17 protein-coding genes and 1 pseudogene are annotated in these 17506 nt (G+C 69.6%); 11 read left to right on the top strand and 7 right to left on the bottom strand.

The annotated features are described in order from the left end of the window. Positions 1-125: 125 nt before the first annotated feature. Entirely contained in the window at positions 126-683 is a 558-nt protein-coding gene (locus FN976_RS04100) for a nitroreductase family protein (RefSeq protein ID WP_255440119.1), read from the top strand. Between the two features lie 52 nt (positions 684-735). Here FN976_RS04100 and FN976_RS04095 read toward each other — a convergent pair whose 3' ends face one another. Next, complete coding sequence (locus FN976_RS04095) at positions 736-2016, bottom strand: acyl-CoA dehydrogenase family protein (RefSeq protein WP_145891245.1); 1281 nt, start codon at positions 2014-2016, stop codon at positions 736-738. Next, positions 2016-2231 carry a putative periplasmic lipoprotein gene (locus FN976_RS04090; protein WP_145891243.1) on the bottom strand — a complete coding sequence of 72 codons (216 nt, stop codon included), beginning with the start codon at positions 2229-2231 and terminating at the stop codon, positions 2016-2018. Before FN976_RS04090 ends, FN976_RS04095 begins: the two co-directional genes overlap by 1 nt. Before the next feature lie 107 nt (positions 2232-2338). Here FN976_RS04090 and FN976_RS04085 point away from each other — a divergent pair, with 107 nt between their 5' ends. Genes FN976_RS04085 through FN976_RS04075 form a run of 3 tightly spaced genes read left to right on the top strand, consistent with a single transcriptional unit; the run spans position 2339 to position 4643 of the window. Then, positions 2339-2803, top strand: a complete 465-nt coding sequence (locus FN976_RS04085) for a universal stress protein (RefSeq protein WP_145891241.1) — start codon at positions 2339-2341, stop codon at positions 2801-2803. Between the two features lie 7 nt (positions 2804-2810). Then, complete coding sequence (locus FN976_RS04080) at positions 2811-4169, top strand: MBL fold metallo-hydrolase RNA specificity domain-containing protein (RefSeq protein WP_145891239.1); 1359 nt, start codon at positions 2811-2813, stop codon at positions 4167-4169. Positions 4170-4202: 33 nt separating this feature from the next. Beyond that, positions 4203-4643 carry a universal stress protein gene (locus FN976_RS04075; RefSeq protein WP_145891237.1) on the top strand — a complete coding sequence of 147 codons (441 nt, stop codon included), beginning with the start codon at positions 4203-4205 and terminating at the stop codon, positions 4641-4643. 34 nt (positions 4644-4677) lie between these two features. On the opposite strand, the gene FN976_RS04070 is transcribed toward FN976_RS04075, so the two are convergent. Beyond that, the gene (locus FN976_RS04070; RefSeq protein ID WP_145891235.1) at positions 4678-4947 is read right to left on the bottom strand and encodes a hypothetical protein; all 270 of its coding nucleotides are present in this window, start codon (positions 4945-4947) and stop codon (positions 4678-4680) included. 285 nt (positions 4948-5232) lie between these two features. On the opposite strand from FN976_RS04070, the gene FN976_RS04060 reads away from it, so the two are divergent. From FN976_RS04060 to FN976_RS04050, 3 genes are read left to right on the top strand one after another with little or no spacing between them, the layout of a single operon-like run. Continuing rightward, positions 5233-5625, top strand: a complete 393-nt coding sequence (locus FN976_RS04060; RefSeq protein ID WP_145891231.1) for a TraR/DksA family transcriptional regulator — start codon at positions 5233-5235, stop codon at positions 5623-5625. Beyond that, positions 5622-5981, top strand: a complete 360-nt coding sequence (locus FN976_RS04055; RefSeq protein ID WP_145891230.1) for a protocatechuate 4,5-dioxygenase subunit alpha — start codon at positions 5622-5624, stop codon at positions 5979-5981. Before FN976_RS04060 ends, FN976_RS04055 begins: the two co-directional genes overlap by 4 nt. A 7-nt stretch (positions 5982-5988) precedes the next feature. Continuing rightward, positions 5989-6846, top strand: a complete 858-nt coding sequence (locus tag FN976_RS04050; protein WP_145891228.1) for a class III extradiol dioxygenase family protein — start codon at positions 5989-5991, stop codon at positions 6844-6846. A gap of 18 nt (positions 6847-6864) precedes the next feature. On the opposite strand, the gene FN976_RS04045 is transcribed toward FN976_RS04050, so the two are convergent. The 3 genes from FN976_RS04045 to FN976_RS04035 form a co-directional block, all read right to left on the bottom strand. After that, positions 6865-7071, bottom strand: a complete 207-nt coding sequence (locus FN976_RS04045) for a YgaP family membrane protein (RefSeq protein ID WP_145891226.1) — start codon at positions 7069-7071, stop codon at positions 6865-6867. Then, positions 7068-7448: a cytochrome C gene (locus tag FN976_RS04040; RefSeq protein ID WP_145891224.1), complete on the bottom strand. Its 381-nt coding sequence runs from the start codon at positions 7446-7448 to the stop codon at positions 7068-7070. Before FN976_RS04040 ends, FN976_RS04045 begins: the two co-directional genes overlap by 4 nt. A 215-nt stretch (positions 7449-7663) precedes the next feature. After that, positions 7664-10351, bottom strand: a complete 2688-nt coding sequence (locus tag FN976_RS04035) for a bifunctional acetate--CoA ligase family protein/GNAT family N-acetyltransferase (RefSeq protein WP_145891222.1) — start codon at positions 10349-10351, stop codon at positions 7664-7666. Between the two features lie 107 nt (positions 10352-10458). On the opposite strand from FN976_RS04035, the gene FN976_RS04030 reads away from it, so the two are divergent. From FN976_RS04030 to FN976_RS04015, 4 genes are all read left to right on the top strand, one after another. After that, complete coding sequence (locus FN976_RS04030; protein ID WP_145891220.1) at positions 10459-11991, top strand: thymidine phosphorylase family protein; 1533 nt, start codon at positions 10459-10461, stop codon at positions 11989-11991. Next, the gene (locus FN976_RS04025) at positions 11988-12887 is read left to right on the top strand and encodes a ribose-phosphate diphosphokinase (protein ID WP_145891218.1); all 900 of its coding nucleotides are present in this window, start codon (positions 11988-11990) and stop codon (positions 12885-12887) included. The genes FN976_RS04030 and FN976_RS04025 overlap by 4 nt, the downstream gene beginning before the upstream one ends. A 5-nt stretch (positions 12888-12892) precedes the next feature. Beyond that, positions 12893-13483: an NAD(P)H-dependent oxidoreductase gene (locus tag FN976_RS04020; RefSeq protein WP_145891216.1), complete on the top strand. Its 591-nt coding sequence runs from the start codon at positions 12893-12895 to the stop codon at positions 13481-13483. Positions 13484-13564: 81 nt separating this feature from the next. Further along, positions 13565-15811 carry a GspE/PulE family protein gene (locus tag FN976_RS04015; RefSeq protein ID WP_186510744.1) on the top strand — a complete coding sequence of 749 codons (2247 nt, stop codon included), beginning with the start codon at positions 13565-13567 and terminating at the stop codon, positions 15809-15811. Positions 15812-15823: 12 nt separating this feature from the next. Here the strand turns inward: FN976_RS04015 and FN976_RS04010 are convergent. Further along, positions 15824-17323: pseudogene (locus FN976_RS04010) on the bottom strand (ABC1 kinase family protein). Between the last annotated feature and the right edge of the window lie 183 nt (positions 17324-17506).

Here is a 17506-nt window from a genome sequence, read left to right as displayed (position 1 = left end):
TGGACGCCCGCGCGCCGACGGGCGCGCGCGTTGAGCAGGTGCCGCGCGTTGCCGGGCGCACCGCGCGCCGAGGGGCGCGAGCGCCATCGAGCGGCGCGCGCACTTCCGGGGACTTCGCCGAAGCATTGATCCACGCCCGCCGGACCGTGCTGCCCAAGCGGCTGTTGGCGCCCGGGCCGGACGCGCGCCAACTCGAGCGCATCTTGCGGGCGGCGAGCGCCGCGCCGGATCACGACCAGCGCACGCCTTGGCGCTTCGTGCTGGTGCAAGTCGCAGCGCGCACCGTGCTGGCAGAAGGGTTCGCCGCGGCGCTGCGCGAACGCGACCCGGCGGCGAATCCGGCGCAGCTGGCGCAAGCCCGCGAAAAGGCATTCCGGGCACCGACGCTGCTGCTGGCCGTGGCACGCACCGGGCTGCCGGGCGATGGGGTCCCGCTGGCGGAACGCCTGGTCTCGGCCGGGTGCGCCATCCAGAACGTGCTGCTGATGGCCACGGCGCTGGGCTTCGGCTCGGCGCTCACCAGCGGCCAGGCCCTGCAGTCGCGCGCACTGCGTGAGCTGTTCGCGCTCGGCTCCGGCGAGCAGGCCCTGTGCTTCGTGAACATCGGAACGGCTTCGTCCGCCCCGCCGCCTCGGGCGCGGCCAGCCGTCCGCAGTTATGTGCGCGAACTCGGATCGCCTTAGACAAGCGGCGTGGGGCGGACCACTCTTCCATGGAACCGCTTCCCGGGCCCGCTCAGCGGATTCGCGGTGGCGCGGCCAGTTGTTCCGGGGTCGTGAAGTAGGCGCTCCACGCACCCCGCTGACCGCGCGCGCGCTCCAGTTCCGCCCGCGCCACGGTACGCAGGTGCACTTCGTCCGGGCCATCCATGAAGCGGAGCGCGCGGCCCCACGTCCACAGCCAGGCGAGCGGCGTGTCGGGTGACAGGCCCATGGCACCGAACACCTGCATCGCCCGATCCACCACCTGCGTCTGCAGGCGCGCCGCGACCACCTTGATGCCGGCGATCTGCGCGCGCACGTCGGCGGGCGGCTGCGGCTGATCCAGGCTCCACGCCGCCCGCAGCACCAGCAGCCGGGCCTGGTCGATTTCCAGCCGCGACTGCGCGATCCAGTCCTGCACGTTGGACTGGTCCGCCAGGTGGCGGCCGAAGCTGTGCCGCTCCAGCGCGCGGTCGCACGCCAACGCCAGTGCCAGTTCGCACTGCCCGATGGTGCGCATGCAGTGGTGGACGCGGCCCGGGCCCAGCCGTGCCTGGGCAAGCGCGAACGCGCCGCCCCAGGGGCCCAGCAGGTGGCACTCGGGCACGCGCACCTCGCGCAGGAGGATTTCGCAATGCCCTTCCGGCGACAGGTGGTGCATGATGGAAATGTTGCGCTCGAGGCTCACGCCCGGGGCGTCCGCGGGCACGAGCACCAGGCTGTGGCGCCCGTGGCGGGATGGCGTTTCGTCCGCGTCTTCGTTGCGGCACATCACGACCAGCAGCCGGCACCGCGGGTGGGCCGCACCCGTGATGAACCACTTGCGGCCGTTCAGGACCAGTTCGCCGCCCTCGCGCCGGACGACGGTTTGCAGGTTGGTCGGGTCGGACGACGCCACGTCGGGCTCGGACATCGCGAACGCGGAGCGGATCTCGCCCGCCAGCAGCGGCTTCAGCCAGCGCTCCCGTTGCTGCGCGGTGGCACTGAGCTGCAACAGCTCCATGTTGCCGCTGTCCGGCGCGTTGCAGTTGAAGACTTCGGCGCACCAGGGGATGCGGCCCATCACTTCGGCCAACGGCGCGTATTCAAGGTTGGACAGGCGCGTCCCCGGGTCGGCCGTGTCCAGGTGCGGCAGGCACAGGTTCCACAACCCCTCCTCCCGCGCCAGCTCCTTCAAGTCGTCGACGAAAGCCGGCCAGATGCCGGCGTTCGCGCTTTGCTGCCACGCGGCGTTGTACGGCAGCACGAAGCGGCCGATGAACGTCTCGAGCCGGGCACGAAAGGCTTGCGCTCGCGCCGATTCCGCGAAGTCCATCAATGGATCAGCAGCGAGCCCGCGGACTCACCGGCCGGCTGGAGCGGCCCGAGCGGATGGGTCTGCTTCTCCACGCGAACGGTATGGGCCTGGCCGGAGTAGTTCCGGAACAGCACCAGGTTATCGTCCACGACGTCGGTGCTGCCGTGGGGCAGCAGCGTCGAACAGCCGGCCAGCAGGCAGGCGGCCACGAGGAGCACGAAACGGCTTTTCATGCTTCCACTGTCGCCGCGGCGGCGTGGCGCCGGCTTGACCAACATCAAGCGGACAAGCGATCGTCCGGCCCACACTGGCCCGACCAGCAACCCCCGGGGAGAGCACGGTGTACCAACGCATTCTTGTTCCTGTCGACGGCAGCGACACATCCAACCAGGCGCTCACGGTGGCGATCGGTCTCGCCCAGGCGTTCCATGGCCGCCTGCGGCTGATTCATGTGGTTGCCGAGATGGGCTATTCGACCGGGCTGGAGCCCTATGGAGGCTATTCAGGTGGGCTCGTCCAGGCCATCCGCGAGGCCGGCTCCAGGGTTCTTGCGGACGGGATGGCCCTGGCCCGTGCCGCGGATGTCGAGGCGGACAGTGTCCTCTTCGACGAATTCGGTGGCCGGCTCGGCGAAACCGTCGCGGATGCCGCGACCGAGTGGAAGGCCGATCTGGTGGTGGTCGGAACCCACGGCCGGCGCGGCCTGGGCCGCCTGTTGCTCGGCAGCGGCGCCGAACAGATCATCCGCCTCGCCCCTGTCCACGTGCTCGCCATTCGCGGCACGAGCGCGACCGGTGAAGGTTGACGCCACCATGCAAGTCCAATTTCTAGGCGCGACCAACACCGTGACGGGGTCCAAGTACCTCGTGCGGCACGGCAAGTTCTCCCTGCTGGTCGATTGCGGCCTCTTCCAGGGCTACAAGCAATTGCGGTTGCGCAACTGGGCGCCGCTGCCGCTCAAGGCGTCGGAGATCGACGCCGTCATCCTCACGCACGCACACATCGACCACTCCGGCTATCTCCCGTTGCTGGTGAAGCAGGGCTTTCGCGGGAATGTGTACGCCACGGCGGCCACACGGGATCTCTGCCGCATCATGCTGCCCGACAGCGGCGGCCTGCAGGAGGAGGAAGCGGGGTACATGAATCGCCACCGCCTCAGCAAGCATTCGACCGCGCTGCCCCTGTACACGCGCCAGGACGCGATCCACAGCCTGGACAGGATCGAGACGGTCGCCTTCGGGAAGGCGTGGGAACCGGTTCCGGGTCTCAGGGGCTCGCTCACGCACGCGGGCCACATGCCCGGCGCCGCATCCGTGCGGCTCGACGACGGGACGGTTTCGATCCTGTTTTCCGGCGATCTCGGGCGCCCCGTCGATGCGCTGATGCGCGCACCCGACCCCATCGCCCAGGCGGATCATCTGGTCGTCGAGTCCACCTACGGCAATCGCCTGCACTCCGACCACGACCCGCTCCGGCAACTGGCCGACATCGTCAACCGGACCGCAGCGCGCGGCGGGGCGATCATCATTCCCGCTTTCGCCGTCGGGCGGGCGCAAGCCCTGATGCTGCGCATCCAGCAGCTGAAGGAGCACGGTGTGATCCCGCACCTGCCGGTCTACCTGAACAGCCCCATGGCCGCCGAAGCGACACGGGTCTTCCTGCGCCACCAGAACGAGCTGCGCCTCACGCCGGCCGAGTGCTCGGCCCTGTCGAATGCGGCGCACGTCGTCGGGACGCCCGAGGAATCCCGCGAGCTCAACGCCCGTCGCGGTCCGATGGTGGTCATCGCCGGCAGCGGCATGGCCACGGGCGGGCGCGTCATCCACCACATCAAGGCATTCGCCCCGCACAAGCGCAACACCATCGTGCTGGCCGGCTTCCAGGCCGGCGGAACACGGGGCGCGCACCTGGCCGCCGGCGACAGCACGGTGCGGATCCACGGCGAGGATGTCCCGGTGCGATGCGAAGTCGCGCAACTCGATTCGCTTTCGGCGCACGCCGACGCGGCAGAGATCGAAAGCTGGCTGCGCGGGATGAAGTCCCCACCGCGCACCACCTTCATCACGCACGGCGAGCCGGACGCCGCCGATGCGCTGCGGCAGCGCATCGAACGGACCCTGCGCTGGCCCACGCACGTGCCTGAATATCTCGAAACTGTCGACTTGCACTGATCCTCAGCCCACCTGTCTCACCGAGTCCATCCCATGTTCAAGCACATCCTTCTGGCGACCGACGGCAGCGCGGCATCCGAGAGCGCGGCCAGATCAGCCGTGAGCCTCGCACGCATTCATGGTGCCCGCCTGACCGCGGTCTTCGTGGTCGACCCGTTCCCCTATCTCGGCATCGCCAACACCAACCCGATGGGCCTCCATGCCTATCTCTCGGCCGCGCGCGATCACGCGGCTGCCGCGCATGCGCGCGTCATGGCCCTGTGCGCCGAACCCGGCCCGGCGGTCGACCTGCAGCTCCGGCTGCTGGAGGACGTGACGGCGGCCAAGGGGATCCTCGCGGCCGCGAAGGACGAGGGGACAGACCTGATCGTGGCCGGATCGCACGGCCGGTCCGGGCTCGACAGGATGCTGCTGGGAAGCGTGGCGGGCAAGCTCGTCAGCCTGTCGCCAGTGCCCGTGCTGATCGTCCGCTAGGCACCAGACAGAAGGGCTCGCCGCCCCACAACCCCTATTTGCACTGCCCGTGCATCGCTTGCATGCGCTGCCGCATCTCAGGCGTCATCGACTTCATCTTCTCCTGCATCATCGCTTGCTGCTCCGCGGGAGGCTTGCCGCTCATGATCTTCCTGTGCATCTCGCACTGGACCTGCATGTCCGTCGTATCCGGACTCGCGTGAGCGTGGGCCTCGCTCTTGGCGGGAGCCGCGGCACAGCCGGCGAGACCCATGGCGAGGAAGGCCGGCAAGGCCAGGGACATTGCTTGTGAAATCGGTTTCATCGGATCTCCTTGTCAGGCGGGTTTTGTCATGTACCCCATCCAGGGCCAGTAGGTCAGAGCGAACAGGACCAGCAGCGCCATGGTGGCCAGCGTGCTGCGGAAATCATGCTGCGCCTTCCTGGTTGCATCCCATCTTCGGCCTGACTGGCCGCGCGTCCATTGAGCCAGCTCAAGTCGGACGCAACGGATGGAGCGCCGTCCAGGCGACTCGCGTTTGACGGGGATCAAGTGAACCGGAGCCCGGCGCTTCAACAATGGACTCATCGCAGATCCGGAACACCCGCCATGAACTCCACGCTCGAACCCCTCCTGCCGCGCTTGTCGACGCTGCTCGTTGAACGGGAGGCGGAGCTGCGCGCCCACCTGGACGCCGACGACACATCGGCACTTCAGCCCGCTGACGACAACGACGTTTCGGATTTCAAGGATGTCGCGGCGCAGGAGAGCCTGTCGGCGGTGGAGGACGTGCAGGCGGCGCATGTGGCCGCCGAACTCGCGCTGGTCGTGGCGGCCAGGCGTCGCCTCGCGGATGGGACCTATGGATCGTGCACCGACTGCGACGCGCCCATCGACACCCAGCGCTTGCTGGCCGTGCCCGCCACCGCGCGCTGCGTTTCGTGCCAGGCCATTGTCGAGCGATCTCCCGGCCGGCAGTCGGGCGCCTCCGTCGTTCCGTGAGCCACCCCGACGCCACCGCCCGCGCCATCCCCGGCACCGTGCTCTTCGACGGTGCGCAGGCCATGAAGGGCTATGCGCTGAACAAGATGTGCTACTCCTTCAACGACGCCGCGAACCGCGCGGCCTTCCTGGCGGACGAGGAGGCTTACTGCGCGCGCTTCGGGCTCGACGACGCGCAGCGCCAAGCCGTCCGGCAGCGCGACGTCCTGCGGATGATCGCCGCCGGCGGGAACGCCTACTACCTGGCCAAGCTCGCCGGCATCTTCGGGCTCGACATGCAGGACATCGGCGCGCAGCAGACCGGCGTCAGCAAGGCCGAATTCCAGGCGCGCCTCGCCGCCGCCGCCCAATCCTAGGAAAGCCATGGCCACGATCGTCGGCACCCTCCTCACCTCCCATGTCCCGGCCATCGGCGGCGCGATCGCCAGGGGCCTGCAGGACACGCCGTACTGGAAGCCCTTCTTCGATGGTTTCAGGCCGGTGCACGAATGGCTGGCGCAGGTCCGGCCGGACATCGCCATCGTTTTCTACAACGACCACGGCCTCAACTTCTTCCTCGACAAGATGCCCACGTTCGCCGTGGGTGCCGCGGCGGCCTATCACCACGCCGACGAAGGCTGGGGCCTGCCCACCAGCCCGCCCGTGGCCGGAGACGCCGCGCTCTCCTGGCACGTCATCGAGGCGCTGGTGGCAGCCGAATTCGACCCGGTCACCTGCCAGGAAATGCTGATCGACCACGCGGTGACCGTGCCGCTCTCCCTGTTCTGGCCCGGTCCGTCCTGGCCGGTGAAGATCGTGCCCATCTGCATCAACACCGTCCAGTTCCCGCTGCCCTCCGCCAGCCGCTGCTGGAAGCTCGGCCGGTCCGTGGGACGCGCGGTACGGGCCTGGCCCGGCGCGCAGAAGGTGGTCGTGATCGGCAGCGGCGGGCTGTCGCACCAGCTCGATGGCGAGCGCGCGGGCTTCATCAACAAGCCGTTCGACCTGGCGTTCATGCGCAGCCTGGTGGAACAGCCGGAATGGGCGACCCGCTTCAATACCCGGGAGCTGGTGGCGCAGGCGGGCACGCAGGGGGTGGAGCTTCTCATGTGGCTGGCCGCGCGCGCGGCGCTTCCCGCCGGAGCGCGGCAGGTCGCCGCCAACTACCACATCCCGATCTCCAATACGGCCGCCGGGATGATGCTGTTGGCGCCGGAGCCGGAGGCCGAATGGGCCGTCTAGCTCGGGCGCCGCGGCTTGTCAGCGTTTGTCGCCCGGCGCAGGGGCGGAACACGTCGTGATCCCAAGCAGCGGATAAGCGGGACAGAATCGGAACGCCCCCGTCAACACGAGCAGGAGGCCGGCGTAGCCCCACGGACCGATCACTTCCAGCGCGGCCAGCAGGATCAGCAGGATGCCGAGCGCGATGCGTATGCCCCGGTCGATCGTTCCCACATTGGATTTCATGGAATCTTCCTTTCGGTGATGTGTCCGGGCGCGGCTGTGGCCACGGCATCGCCACCCTTCGAACCCAGCTGCTGCGTCCTCGAAGGTGGAGCAAAACGGTAGATGGTGCTGTTCAGGTGCCGAGCCACCTCGGCGACGTCGGCGTCGCTCCACTGAAGGCCGGCCGTTGCCTGCCAGCGCTGCACCTGCCCCAGCAGGGTGGTCCAGTCACGCGCCTGCCTGCGCTCGCGCCAGTGCATTTGCGTGGAGTGACATTCGATGCAGTGGTTGTTGTAAAGCAGCTCTCCGCGCGTTGGCGAAACGGTTTGCTGCGCGTGGGCGGCCGTGAAGCACGTTGCGAGCGCCAACGCCAACCCGAGCATTTCTTCAGCCTTCATGGTGCATCGCTCCTCGTCGTCCCATCAGTCATGCAGGGCAAGCACCCAGATCACTGCCCAACCGAGCAGACCGGCCACTCCGGCCACGAGCACGGCGAGTGCCACCCAGGATGGCCAGTTGTTCATCGGCGGGCGCAAGGTTCGGCCAGGATCATGAGAGTCTCCGAGATTGGTGCCAGTGTGTGCGCCCCCGAGCCGGGCGGCGTTGACGAGGATCAAACAGCCGCTTCGCGGCTTCGCAGGACGAGCCCCAGCGCCGTGGTGTCGCCGTCCGGCCGCACCGTGAACCCCAGGCTGCGGGCCAGCCCCGCCATGGCCTCGTTTTCCGGCAGGCATTGCGCGACGATTTCACGGGTGCCGCGCGCACGCAGGTGGTCCACGAGCTTGCGCAGGAGCAGCCGTCCCAGGCCCTTGTGCTGCCAGGCACTGGCCACGTGAATGGCCATCTCCGCGCGCTGGTTGTCGGGGTCGCAGACCGCCCGCACCTCGGCGACCATGCGTTGGCTTCCATCCGCCTGCCGCGGCGCGAGTGCGAGAAACGCGATCTCGCGGTCGTAGTCGATCTGGCTGTACCGCGCGAGTTCGGATGCGCCGACTTCCCTGCGGGTCATGAAGAAGCGCAGGCGCATGTCATGCGCAGGGGACTTCGCATAGAAGGCCTTCAGCCGGCCGGCGTCTGCCGGCCGGATCGGGCGCAGCAGCAGTTCCGTGCCGGCGACGGTCACGCGTTCTTCGAGGCCGGCGGGATATGGGCAGATGGCCGGCGCAACGCCCGCGGCGGCGCCGGCGAGCCGCACCCGCGCACGGACATCCAGGGCCACCACCCCATGCTCGTCGGCCACCAGCGGATTGATGTCCAGCTCGGCCAGCGGTCCCAGTTCGCTCGCCATGAGGGCGAGCCTCTCCAGGGTGTCCACCACCGCATCCACCTTCGCCGCCGGTTCGCCGCGATGCGCGTCGAGCCAGGGCGCGACGCCGCTGCGCGCGATCAGGTCACGCGCCAGTGCCGCGTTGAGCGGCGGCAGGCCGATCGCATGCGCGGCCGAGAGTTCCACGCCTGTTCCTCCCTGGCCGAACAGCAGCACCGGGCCGAAGACCGGATCGCTGCCGATGCCGGCGATGAGCTCACGCGCGTGGCGCCGTTTCACCATGGGCTGGACGGCGAATCCCAACACGCGGGCGTGGGGGCGCAAGTGCGCGATGCGCTGGTGCATCAGGACGATGGCCTTGCGCAGTTCATCGCCGTTGGCCAGGCCGAGCGCCACGCCCCCCACATCGGACTTGTGCACGATCTGCTGCGACACGACCTTGAGCGCCACCGGGTAGCCGAGTGCCCCCGCGGCAGCGGCGGCCTCTTCCGCATCGAGCACCATGCGGGTCGGCGTCGACGGGACGCCATAGGCGGCCAGCAGGTCGTGCGCCTGCTCCGGGTCGAGCCATTCCCGCCGCGCCATCGCGCAGTCCCGCAGGATGGCCAGGGCCCGTTCGCGGTCCGGCGTGAAATCACGGCGTTCTGCCGGCACTTCCAGCAGTGCCGCCTGGTTGCGGTGGTAGTGCACCAGCTGCAGCCAGGCCGTCACTGCGCGTTCCGGCGTGCTGTACCAGGGCAGCCCCTCGCGGCTGAACGCAGTGCGGGCGTTCGCCACGGCCTGCCCGCCCATCCAGCAGGAGAGTACAGGTTTGGCTGCGCCTTGCATCAGCGGCAGGCTCTCCAGCACGATGTCCGCCGACGGCACGATGGCCGTAGGCGCGTGCATGAAAAGCACGCCGTCCACCTCGGGCGCGGCCAGGAGGACCGCCAGTGCCTGCGCATAGCGGGAGGCCGGCGCATCGCCGACGATATCGACAGGGTTCGCACCGGACCAGGTGGACGGCAGGCACGCCCCCAATGCGCCGAGCGTGGTTTCCGACAACTGCGCGAGGGTTCCGCCACTGAGCGCCAGTGCGTCGGCGGCCAGCACGCCGGCGCCGCCCCCGTTGGTGAGGATCGCCAGGCGCTCGCCGCGCCAGGGATGCGGATACGCCAGCGTCTGCGCCGCATCGAACAGCGACTCGAGCGTGTCGACCCGCAGCATGCCCGCGCGGCGCGCGGCGGCGTCGAAGACCTTGTCCGCGCCGGCCAGTGCCCCTGTGTGCGACGCCGCCGCTTTCGCCGCCGCGGGCGTGCGGCCGGCCTTGACGACGATCACGGGCTTGTTGCGTGCCGCGGCGCGCGCGGCGGACATGAATTTGCGCGACGCCTTGATCGATTCGGCGTAAAGGAGGATGGCCCGGGTCCCGGGATCGCTCCCCAGGTAATTGAGCACGTCACCGAAGTCCACGTCCGCGCTGTCCCCGAGCGAAACGAAATGCGAGAAGCCGATGCTGCGCTCGCCGGCCCAATCCAGCATCGCCGTGGCGAGCGCGCCGGATTGGGTGACGAAAGACAACGTGCCGCCCATGGCGTTGCCTGGCGCAAAGCTCGCATTGAGCTTGACCGCCGGGACCAGCAAGCCGATGCAGTTGGGCCCGAGGATGCGCAGCAGGTACGGCTTCGCGGCGTCGAGCATGGCCTGCTCCAGCGTTCCTTCGCCGCCGGGCGCCGGCTGCTTCATGCCGGCGGACAGCACGATCGCCGCGCGCGTGCCCTTGCGGCCGAGTTCGGCGATCAAACCTGGCACCGTGGCCGCGGGCGTGCAGATGACGGCGAGGTCCGGAATGCCCGGCAGTGCGCCGACGTCGGGCCAGGCCGCCTGACCATCGACGGTCGCACGCGCCTGGTTGACGGACCAGACCTGCCCGGTGAACCCGCCCTGCTTCAGGTTGGCCAGCACCACCGCGCCAAGGCTTCCCGGCCGGTCGGAGGCGCCGATCACGGCGACCGAATGGGGGGCGAAAAGACTTTCGAGATTGCGGATGCTCATGGGCCAGGACTGGATGTTCAGGTGTCCCATGCTGCGCCGGCACTCGCGGCCTGCGGTTGACGTAGCTCAAGCCCCGGCCGTGGGCGCCGCAGAAGAATGGGCCTCCGATGGATTCGCGCCCGAACTTCTCACCCTCCCCCAGCCGGCTGCGCCTGCGGCGGCTGGGCATCGACACCTACCAGGAGCCGGTGCTGTTCATGCATCGTGACTGCCCCGTCTGCAGCTCGGAGGGCTTCGAGGCGCAGTCCCGCGTCGAGATCGGGTTGGCGGGACGCACGATCGTCGCGACGCTGAACGTGGTCACCGGCGACTTCCTCGCCCCGGACGAAGCCGGCCTGTCGGAGGCCGCCTGGCGATTGCTGAGCCCCTCCCCCGGCGACCAGGCCACACTGCGTCATCCGCCGCCGCTCGAATCGCTGGGCCACGTGCGCGCCAAGGTCTACGGCCGGCGGCTGACCGAGGCGGCGGCCCAGGCGGTGATCGGGGACATCGCCGCAGGGCGCTATTCCGACTTGCAACTGGCGGCCTTCGTGACGGCGTGCGCGGGCGACCGCCTCGACCTCCAGGAAACGGTGGATCTCACGCGTGCCATGTTTCGCGCCGGGGAGCGGATGCGATGGGGCGATGGCCTCGTGATGGACAAGCATTGCGTCGGCGGAATTCCCGGGAACCGCACCACGATGCTGGTCGTGCCCATCGTCGCGGCGTGCGGGCTGCGCATGCCCAAGACGTCCTCGCGCGCGATCACCTCGCCCGCCGGCACCGCCGACGCCATGGAAACGCTGGCCCCGGTCGACCTCGACGTCGCCCGGATCCGCCGCGTCGTGGAGCGCACCGGAGCTTGCATCGTGTGGGGTGGCGCGGTGCGGCTCAGCCCGGCCGACGACATCCTGATCCGGGTCGAGCGGCCGCTCGACCTGGACAGCCAGGGCCAGCTGGTGGCCTCCATCCTTTCAAAAAAGATCGCCGCCGGCGCCACCCACGTGCTGATCGACATGCCGGTCGGCCCCACGGCCAAGGTGCGCAGCGACGCGGATGCGGCTCACCTGTCACGGCTGCTGCATGCAGTGGGCGCGGCGCTGGAGCTGACGATTCGCGTGGCGCCCACCGATGGCCTGGCCCCCGTGGGCCGTGGGATCGGGCCGGCCCTCGAAGCACGCGACGTGCTCGCCGTCTTGCGGGGCGGTGCCGGCGCACCGGTCGACCTGGCCGGGCGAGCCTGCTCGCTGGCCGGGGAGATCCTCGAGATGGGGGGGATGGCCGCCGCCGGTGCCGGCCGCGCGCTGGCGCAGGAGGTGCTGCGGGATGGCCGCGCGTGGCGCAAGTTCCAGGAGATCTGCGAGGCCCAGGGCGGCATGCGCGAACCGCCGGTCGCCGCGCACGTGCGAGAAGTCCCCGCGGCGCGCAGCGGCCTGGTGGCCGCCGTCGACAACCGGCGCCTCGCGCGCATCGCCAAGCTGGCCGGCGCGCCGAAGACCGCCTGCGCGGGCATCGACCTCCATGTCGTGCCGGGCGACTTCGTGGAGCGGGGACAGGCGCTCTTCACCCTGCACGCGGGATCGCCCGGCACCCTGGCGTACGCGCTGGACTATGCGCTCCAGCAGCCGGAAGCGATCCAGGTGGTGGAGGACGCCTGGTGATCGTGCTGGCACTTCCTGGGGCGGCCGCACTGGCCGCCGACCTGGCCGGGCGGCTGGCCTGCCCCTGGAGCCAATTGGCGACGCACCGGTTCCCGGATGGCGAGAGCCTGGTCCGCATCGATGCGCCGGTCCAGGACCGGTGCGTGGTGCTGGTCGGCAGCCTGGACCATCCCGATGGCAAGACCTTGCCGCTGCTCTTCGCCGCCGACGCCGCGCGGGAGCTGGGCGCGGAACGGGTGGGACTCGTCGCGCCGTATCTGGCCTACATGCGGCAGGACATGCGCTTCCACCCCGGCGAGGCCGTCACCTCGCGCAGCTATGCGCGCCTCCTCTCCGGGGCGCTCGACTTCCTGGTGACGGTGGACCCGCACCTGCATCGCTGGCACGCCCTCGGCGACATCTACTCGATCCGAACCCAGGCGGTGGCGGCGGCGCCCGCCATCGCCCGCTGGCTGCGGGACCAAGTGCCGCAACCGCTGCTGGTCGGTCCCGATGCGGAAAGTGCGCAATGGATCGCCCACGTCGCGCACCTGTGCAGTTCGCCCTGGACCGTGATGGAGAAGACGCGGTCGGGCGATCGTGAAGTGCGCGTGGCGTTCGCGCCCGACAACGACTGGACTGGCCGCACCCCGGTCCTGCTGGACGACGTTGTCTCCACGGGCGGCACCATGGTGGCGGCCGTACGCGCGATCGCCGCGGCGGGCCTGGGCCCGCCCGTCTGTGTCGCGACGCATGCCCTGCTGGACGACGAAGCGCTGGACGCCTTGCGCGACGCGGGCGCGACCCGCTTCGTCAGCTGTGACAGCGTCCCGCATTCTTCCAACGCCATCGCGCTCGGCCCGCTTCTGGCGGATGCCGTCCGCGCGCTGGCGCGCCCATCCACCTCCTCACGGTAACCTTCATGAGCAAACGCATCCTGATCATCCAGGGCCACCCGGACCCCGACACCAACCATCTCTGCCATGCACTGTCCGGAGCCTACGTCGACGGGGCCGCCGAAGCGGGACACACTGTACGCAACATCGCCGTCGCGCAACTGGAGTTCCCGTTGCTGCGGACCCGCCACGAATGGGAGCACGGCGCCGTGCCGCCCGGGCTTCTCCAGGCCCAGGAAGACATCCGCTGGGCCGAACACATCGTCCTGTTCTTCCCGCTCTGGCTGGGCGACATGCCGGCGCTGCTCAAGGGGTTCCTGGAGCAGGTGGCGCGCCCCGGCTTCGCGTTCGCCTACAAGGACGGCTCCGCCGCCATGACCGAGAAGGGCCTCAAGGGCCGGTCCGCCCGGGTCGTGGTGACCATGGGCATGCCGGCACTCGTCTATCGCTGGTTCTATCGCGCCCACAGCGTCAAATCGCTGGAGCGCAACATCCTGGGATTTGTCGGCATGGCGCCGGTGCACGAGACGCTGGTCGGGCTGGTGGGGGACCTGAAGCCGGCGGATGCCCGCAAGTGGATGCGCAAACTCGGGGCGATGGGGGCACGCGCGGACTGACGGCGACGCGCCGGGTTGATGCCGGTCAAGTGCTCACGGGCCGTTGACCTGAAACTAGATGTTTCAGAAACCCAGGCCACCATGAACGAACAGGCCCCGGCGCCGCAGGCTTCCCACTCATCCGCTCCAACACTGGAAACCTTGCTGGAAGCGCTCCAGGCGAAGCGCCGCATCCCGGTGATGTCGCTGGCCGAAGCGCTGCAGGAGCTTCATCTCATGGACCGCGCGACCATTGTCGGGTTGCAAGGGGAGAACCCGAAGCTGCTCGGGATGCGTTGCCGCGAACTGGTCGTCCGCGGTCTGCTCACGCGCGAGCAACTTGGTCGCGCCCTGGCCCGGATGACCGGCTTGGCCGACATCGACACCATCGATCCCGAGCGGGCGCCGCCTCTGTTCCTGCGTCTGCTGCTGGAGCCCCGGCGGCCGGCCCCGATGCCACGCCTCGAACCCGCACGCTCCATCGCCACCCTGCTCGACGCGCTGGAGGCCCTGCACCACGCCCCGATCGTGACGCTGCGACAGGCGCTGGAGGAACTGCGCCTGCTCGACCCGGCGATGATCGCCAAGCTGGCGGCGGATGACCCGGACGTGTTCCGCGGCCACCGTATCCAGCTGGTCCGCCGTGCCGTCCTGACGCGCGATGAACTCGGCCGCGCCCTGGGCCGGGTCGCCGGGATTCCGGAGGCCGACGCCACGCGCTTCGACCTGGCTCCCGGTGCCTTCGAGGTCCTGCCGCACAAGTTGGCGCGGACCCTGCGTGTCCTCCCGCTCGGACCGCACGACGACGTGTATTTCATGGCCTCCGGTTCGCCGGACGACGCCGCGCTGCGCAAGACCCTGTGCGAGGCGACCGGGTCCACCGTCATGCTCGTCTGGGCGGACAGCAACGACGTCGTCGCGCGCGTCGAGCGTGAGGAGACGGCTCGCTTCGCCGCCGGGCAGGAGCCGGAAATGCTGGAGTGGACGCTGGTGGTGCCGCAGGAGCAGCGGCTCGAGCCGGACGACGTCGCCGCGCCGGCGCTCGAGGATCTCGTCGCCCTGGCCGAAAAGGAAGTCGATGCCGTCCTCGACCGCGGGCCTGCGACTGTGGTGGGCGAACAGTCGGGCATGGCACGCCTGGTGAAGAAGATGGTCATGGATGCGCGCAGCCGGCGGGCCTCGGACATCCACATCGAAACCAACCCGCATGGTGCGGGAACGCTGGTACGCATGCGCATTGACGGCGACCTGTGCCCGTACCTGACCCTGCCGGGGAAGCTCCGCGCGGCGCTGGTCTCGCGCATCAAGGTCATGGCCCGGCTCGACATCTCGGAACGCCGCCGGCCCCAGGACGGCAAGATCGACTTCGCGGAATTCGGCGGCGAGCGCCTCGAGCTGCGCGTGGCCATCCTGCCCACGCACGATGGAATGGAGAATGTGGTGCTGCGGCTGCTGGGCACGTCGGCGCCCATGGCACTCGCGCACCTGGGCCTGCAGCCGCGGGACGAAGCGACCATCCAGCGCCTGTCGAAACGTTCGTTCGGGCTGATGCTCGCCGCCGGGCCGACCGGTTCAGGAAAGACCACCACCCTGCACTCGATCCTGAAGGCGATCAATACGGAGGAGCGGAAGATCTGGACGGCGGAGGACCCCATCGAAATCACGCAGCCGGGGTTGAACCAGGTGCAGGTGAAGCCCGAGATCGGCCTGACCTTCGCCGCCGCGATGCGCAGCTTCCTGCGGGCGGACCCGGACGTGATCATGATCGGCGAGATCCGCGACGCCGAGACGGCCAAGATCGGGATCGAGGCCTCGCTGACGGGTCACCTGGTGCTTTCGACCTTGCACACGAACAACGCGTGCGAGAGCGTGGTGCGGTTGCTCGAGCTGGGGATCGACCCCTTGAACTTCGCCGACTCCCTGCTCTGCATCGTGGCGCAGCGGCTGGTGCGCGCGCTTTGTCCCGCCTGCCGCCAACTCGAAGCGCTCGGGGACGGCGCCTACGCGGCCCTCCTGGAAGAATACGTGGACCAGGGTCCGTCGGACCGCGCCGAGGCCGAGCGCCGCCTGCTCGATGCCGCCGGTGCGGCATCGCCTTCGGCGCTGCGGGTGGGCGTCGCCTGCGGCTGCGACGCCTGCGGCGGCACCGGCTACAAGGGTCGGCTCGGCGTCTACGAGGTGCTTGAGAACACCCCCGCGCTGCGGGAGTTGATCCAGCAGCGCGCGCGTCCCTCGCAGCTCCTGGCCAGCGCCGTGCAGTCCGGCATGCACAGCCTGCGGCATGACGCCATCGAAAAAGTCCTGCAGGGGCGCCTGGACATGGCGCAGGCTCGCGCGGCATACACCTGAAAGAGGATGTCGCTATGCACCCGGCCCTTCTACCTGCCGATGGCCGCGCCAGATGGAAGCCAGCAGCCAGATGCTGCCCGTCACCGCCCCCACGAACCCGAGCAGGCCGAACAGCGGCAGGCCGAGCTACTGCGGCCCGCCGGGCACCGTCATCACGATCGAGGACCCGATGATCAGCGCGGCGACGACGATCCCGACCGCGAGCCGCGTCGCGGCGCGGTCGATCTGCGTGCCGACGGCGCGCACCGCGGGGACATCGACATGGATGTCCAGCCGTCCACGGCGCAACGCCCGCAGCAGGGCCGCGAGCTCGCCGGGCATGCTGGACACGTCGGCCAGCAGGCTGCGCATGGAGGCCCACCCGCGGCGCAGGACCTGCTCGGGCGCATAGTGCGCGCGCAGCGCCCTTTCCAGCACCGGCAGCGCCTCGGCCGCCATGTCGAAGTCCGGGTCCAGGTCGCGGCCCATGCCCTCCAGCGTGATGAAGGCCTTGATCAACAGGCCCAGGTCCGACGGCAGGGCCAGGTGATGGCCGCGCAGGATGGCCAGGACTTCATTGAGCATCCCTCCGAATCGCAATTGCCGCAGCGAAACGCCGCTGTACCGGGCGACGAAGTCCTCGATCTCCGCGACCAGGTCCGCCTTGTCGGCCGCCTCGTCGCCGGTCCATGCCAGCAGGACGTCGGCGACCATCCCCGCTTCGTGCCTGACGAGCCCCACGAGAAGTTGCGCCAGCTGCAGCCTGCGCTCTTCGGTCAGGTGGCCCACCATGCCGAAATCGATGAACGCCACCCGGTGGTCCTGCAGGTAGAACACGTTGCCCGGATGGGGGTCGGCGTGGAAGAAGCCGTCTTCCACGATCATTTTCAAGACGGCGCGGGCGCCGCGCCGCGCGAGCAGGCGCCGGTCGAGACCTGCCTCGTCCACCAGGTCCAGGCGCGTGCCGGCGATGCCTTCCACGCGTTGCTGGACGCAAAGCCGTTCGCATGACGAAAAAACGCGCGGGATCAGGATGGGCGTCTCGCGTGGCGGTTCGCCAGGGTCAGCGGCTGCGTCCTCCCCATCATCGTAAGCCGCGAAGTTGCCGATCATCCGCGTGGCGTTGCGCGCCTCCGAGGCGAAGTCGAGCTCGCGCCTGAGCGACTGGCTGAATTCGCGCGCGAGGCGGCGCGGCCCGAAGATGCGCAACGCCGGACTTTGCGATTCCGCCGCCTGGGCCAGGCGATGCAGCAGCCGAAGATCGGCCTCCACCACGGCGCGAATGCCGGGCCGGCGCACCTTGACGATCACGGATTCGCCGGTGTGAAGCCGGGCCGCGTAGACCTGCGCCAGCGATCCGGCCGCAAGCGGCTCCATCCCGAACTCGGCGAACGCCTCTTCCGGCGGCTGTCCGAGGTCCTCGATGATCTGGGCCCGCACATCTTCGAAGCTGGCTGCACGCGCATGATCGTGGAGCCGCCCCAGCTGCGCGATCCATTCCGGGTCGAACAGGTCCACACGGGTGGCCAGCATCTGCCCCAGCTTGACGAAGGTGGGCCCGAGCTCCTCCAGTGCGCGCACGACGCGGGCCGCGGGCGCCATGTGCGCGAGCGCCGCGGCATCCTGCCACTTCAGCACGTGGCCGGCACTCTCGAGCGCGTCCGCCAACCCGAGCCGGCGGACCATGTCCCCGAATCCGTGGCGGATCAGGACCGC

The organism is Caenimonas sedimenti (assembly GCF_007833165.1).
Lineage (GTDB): Bacteria > Pseudomonadota > Gammaproteobacteria > Burkholderiales > Burkholderiaceae_C > Ramlibacter > Ramlibacter sedimenti.
Note: the sequence above shows the minus strand (reverse complement) of the source record. Positions and strands in the feature narration are given on the sequence as shown.

Excerpts from the sequence above, each read along its gene's own strand:
- FN976_RS04095 (WP_145891245.1), bottom strand. The coding sequence starts at position 2,016 with ATGGACTTCGCGGAATCGGCGCGAGCGCAAGCCTTTCGTGCCCGGCTC.
- FN976_RS04090 (WP_145891243.1), bottom strand. The coding sequence starts at position 2,231 with ATGAAAAGCCGTTTCGTGCTCCTCGTGGCCGCCTGCCTGCTGGCCGGC.
- FN976_RS04080 (WP_145891239.1), top strand. The coding sequence starts at position 2,811 with ATGCAAGTCCAATTTCTAGGCGCGACCAACACCGTGACGGGGTCCAAG.
- FN976_RS04075 (WP_145891237.1), top strand. The coding sequence starts at position 4,203 with ATGTTCAAGCACATCCTTCTGGCGACCGACGGCAGCGCGGCATCCGAG.
- FN976_RS04070 (WP_145891235.1), bottom strand. The coding sequence starts at position 4,947 with ATGAAACCGATTTCACAAGCAATGTCCCTGGCCTTGCCGGCCTTCCTC.
- FN976_RS04060 (WP_145891231.1), top strand. The coding sequence starts at position 5,233 with ATGAACTCCACGCTCGAACCCCTCCTGCCGCGCTTGTCGACGCTGCTC.
- FN976_RS04050 (WP_145891228.1), top strand. The coding sequence starts at position 5,989 with ATGGCCACGATCGTCGGCACCCTCCTCACCTCCCATGTCCCGGCCATC.
- FN976_RS04045 (WP_145891226.1), bottom strand. The coding sequence starts at position 7,071 with ATGAAATCCAATGTGGGAACGATCGACCGGGGCATACGCATCGCGCTC.
- FN976_RS04040 (WP_145891224.1), bottom strand. The coding sequence starts at position 7,448 with ATGAAGGCTGAAGAAATGCTCGGGTTGGCGTTGGCGCTCGCAACGTGC.
- FN976_RS04035 (WP_145891222.1), bottom strand. The coding sequence starts at position 10,351 with ATGAGCATCCGCAATCTCGAAAGTCTTTTCGCCCCCCATTCGGTCGCC.
- FN976_RS04030 (WP_145891220.1), top strand. The coding sequence starts at position 10,459 with ATGGATTCGCGCCCGAACTTCTCACCCTCCCCCAGCCGGCTGCGCCTG.
- FN976_RS04020 (WP_145891216.1), top strand. The coding sequence starts at position 12,893 with ATGAGCAAACGCATCCTGATCATCCAGGGCCACCCGGACCCCGACACC.
- FN976_RS04015 (WP_186510744.1), top strand. The coding sequence starts at position 13,565 with ATGAACGAACAGGCCCCGGCGCCGCAGGCTTCCCACTCATCCGCTCCA.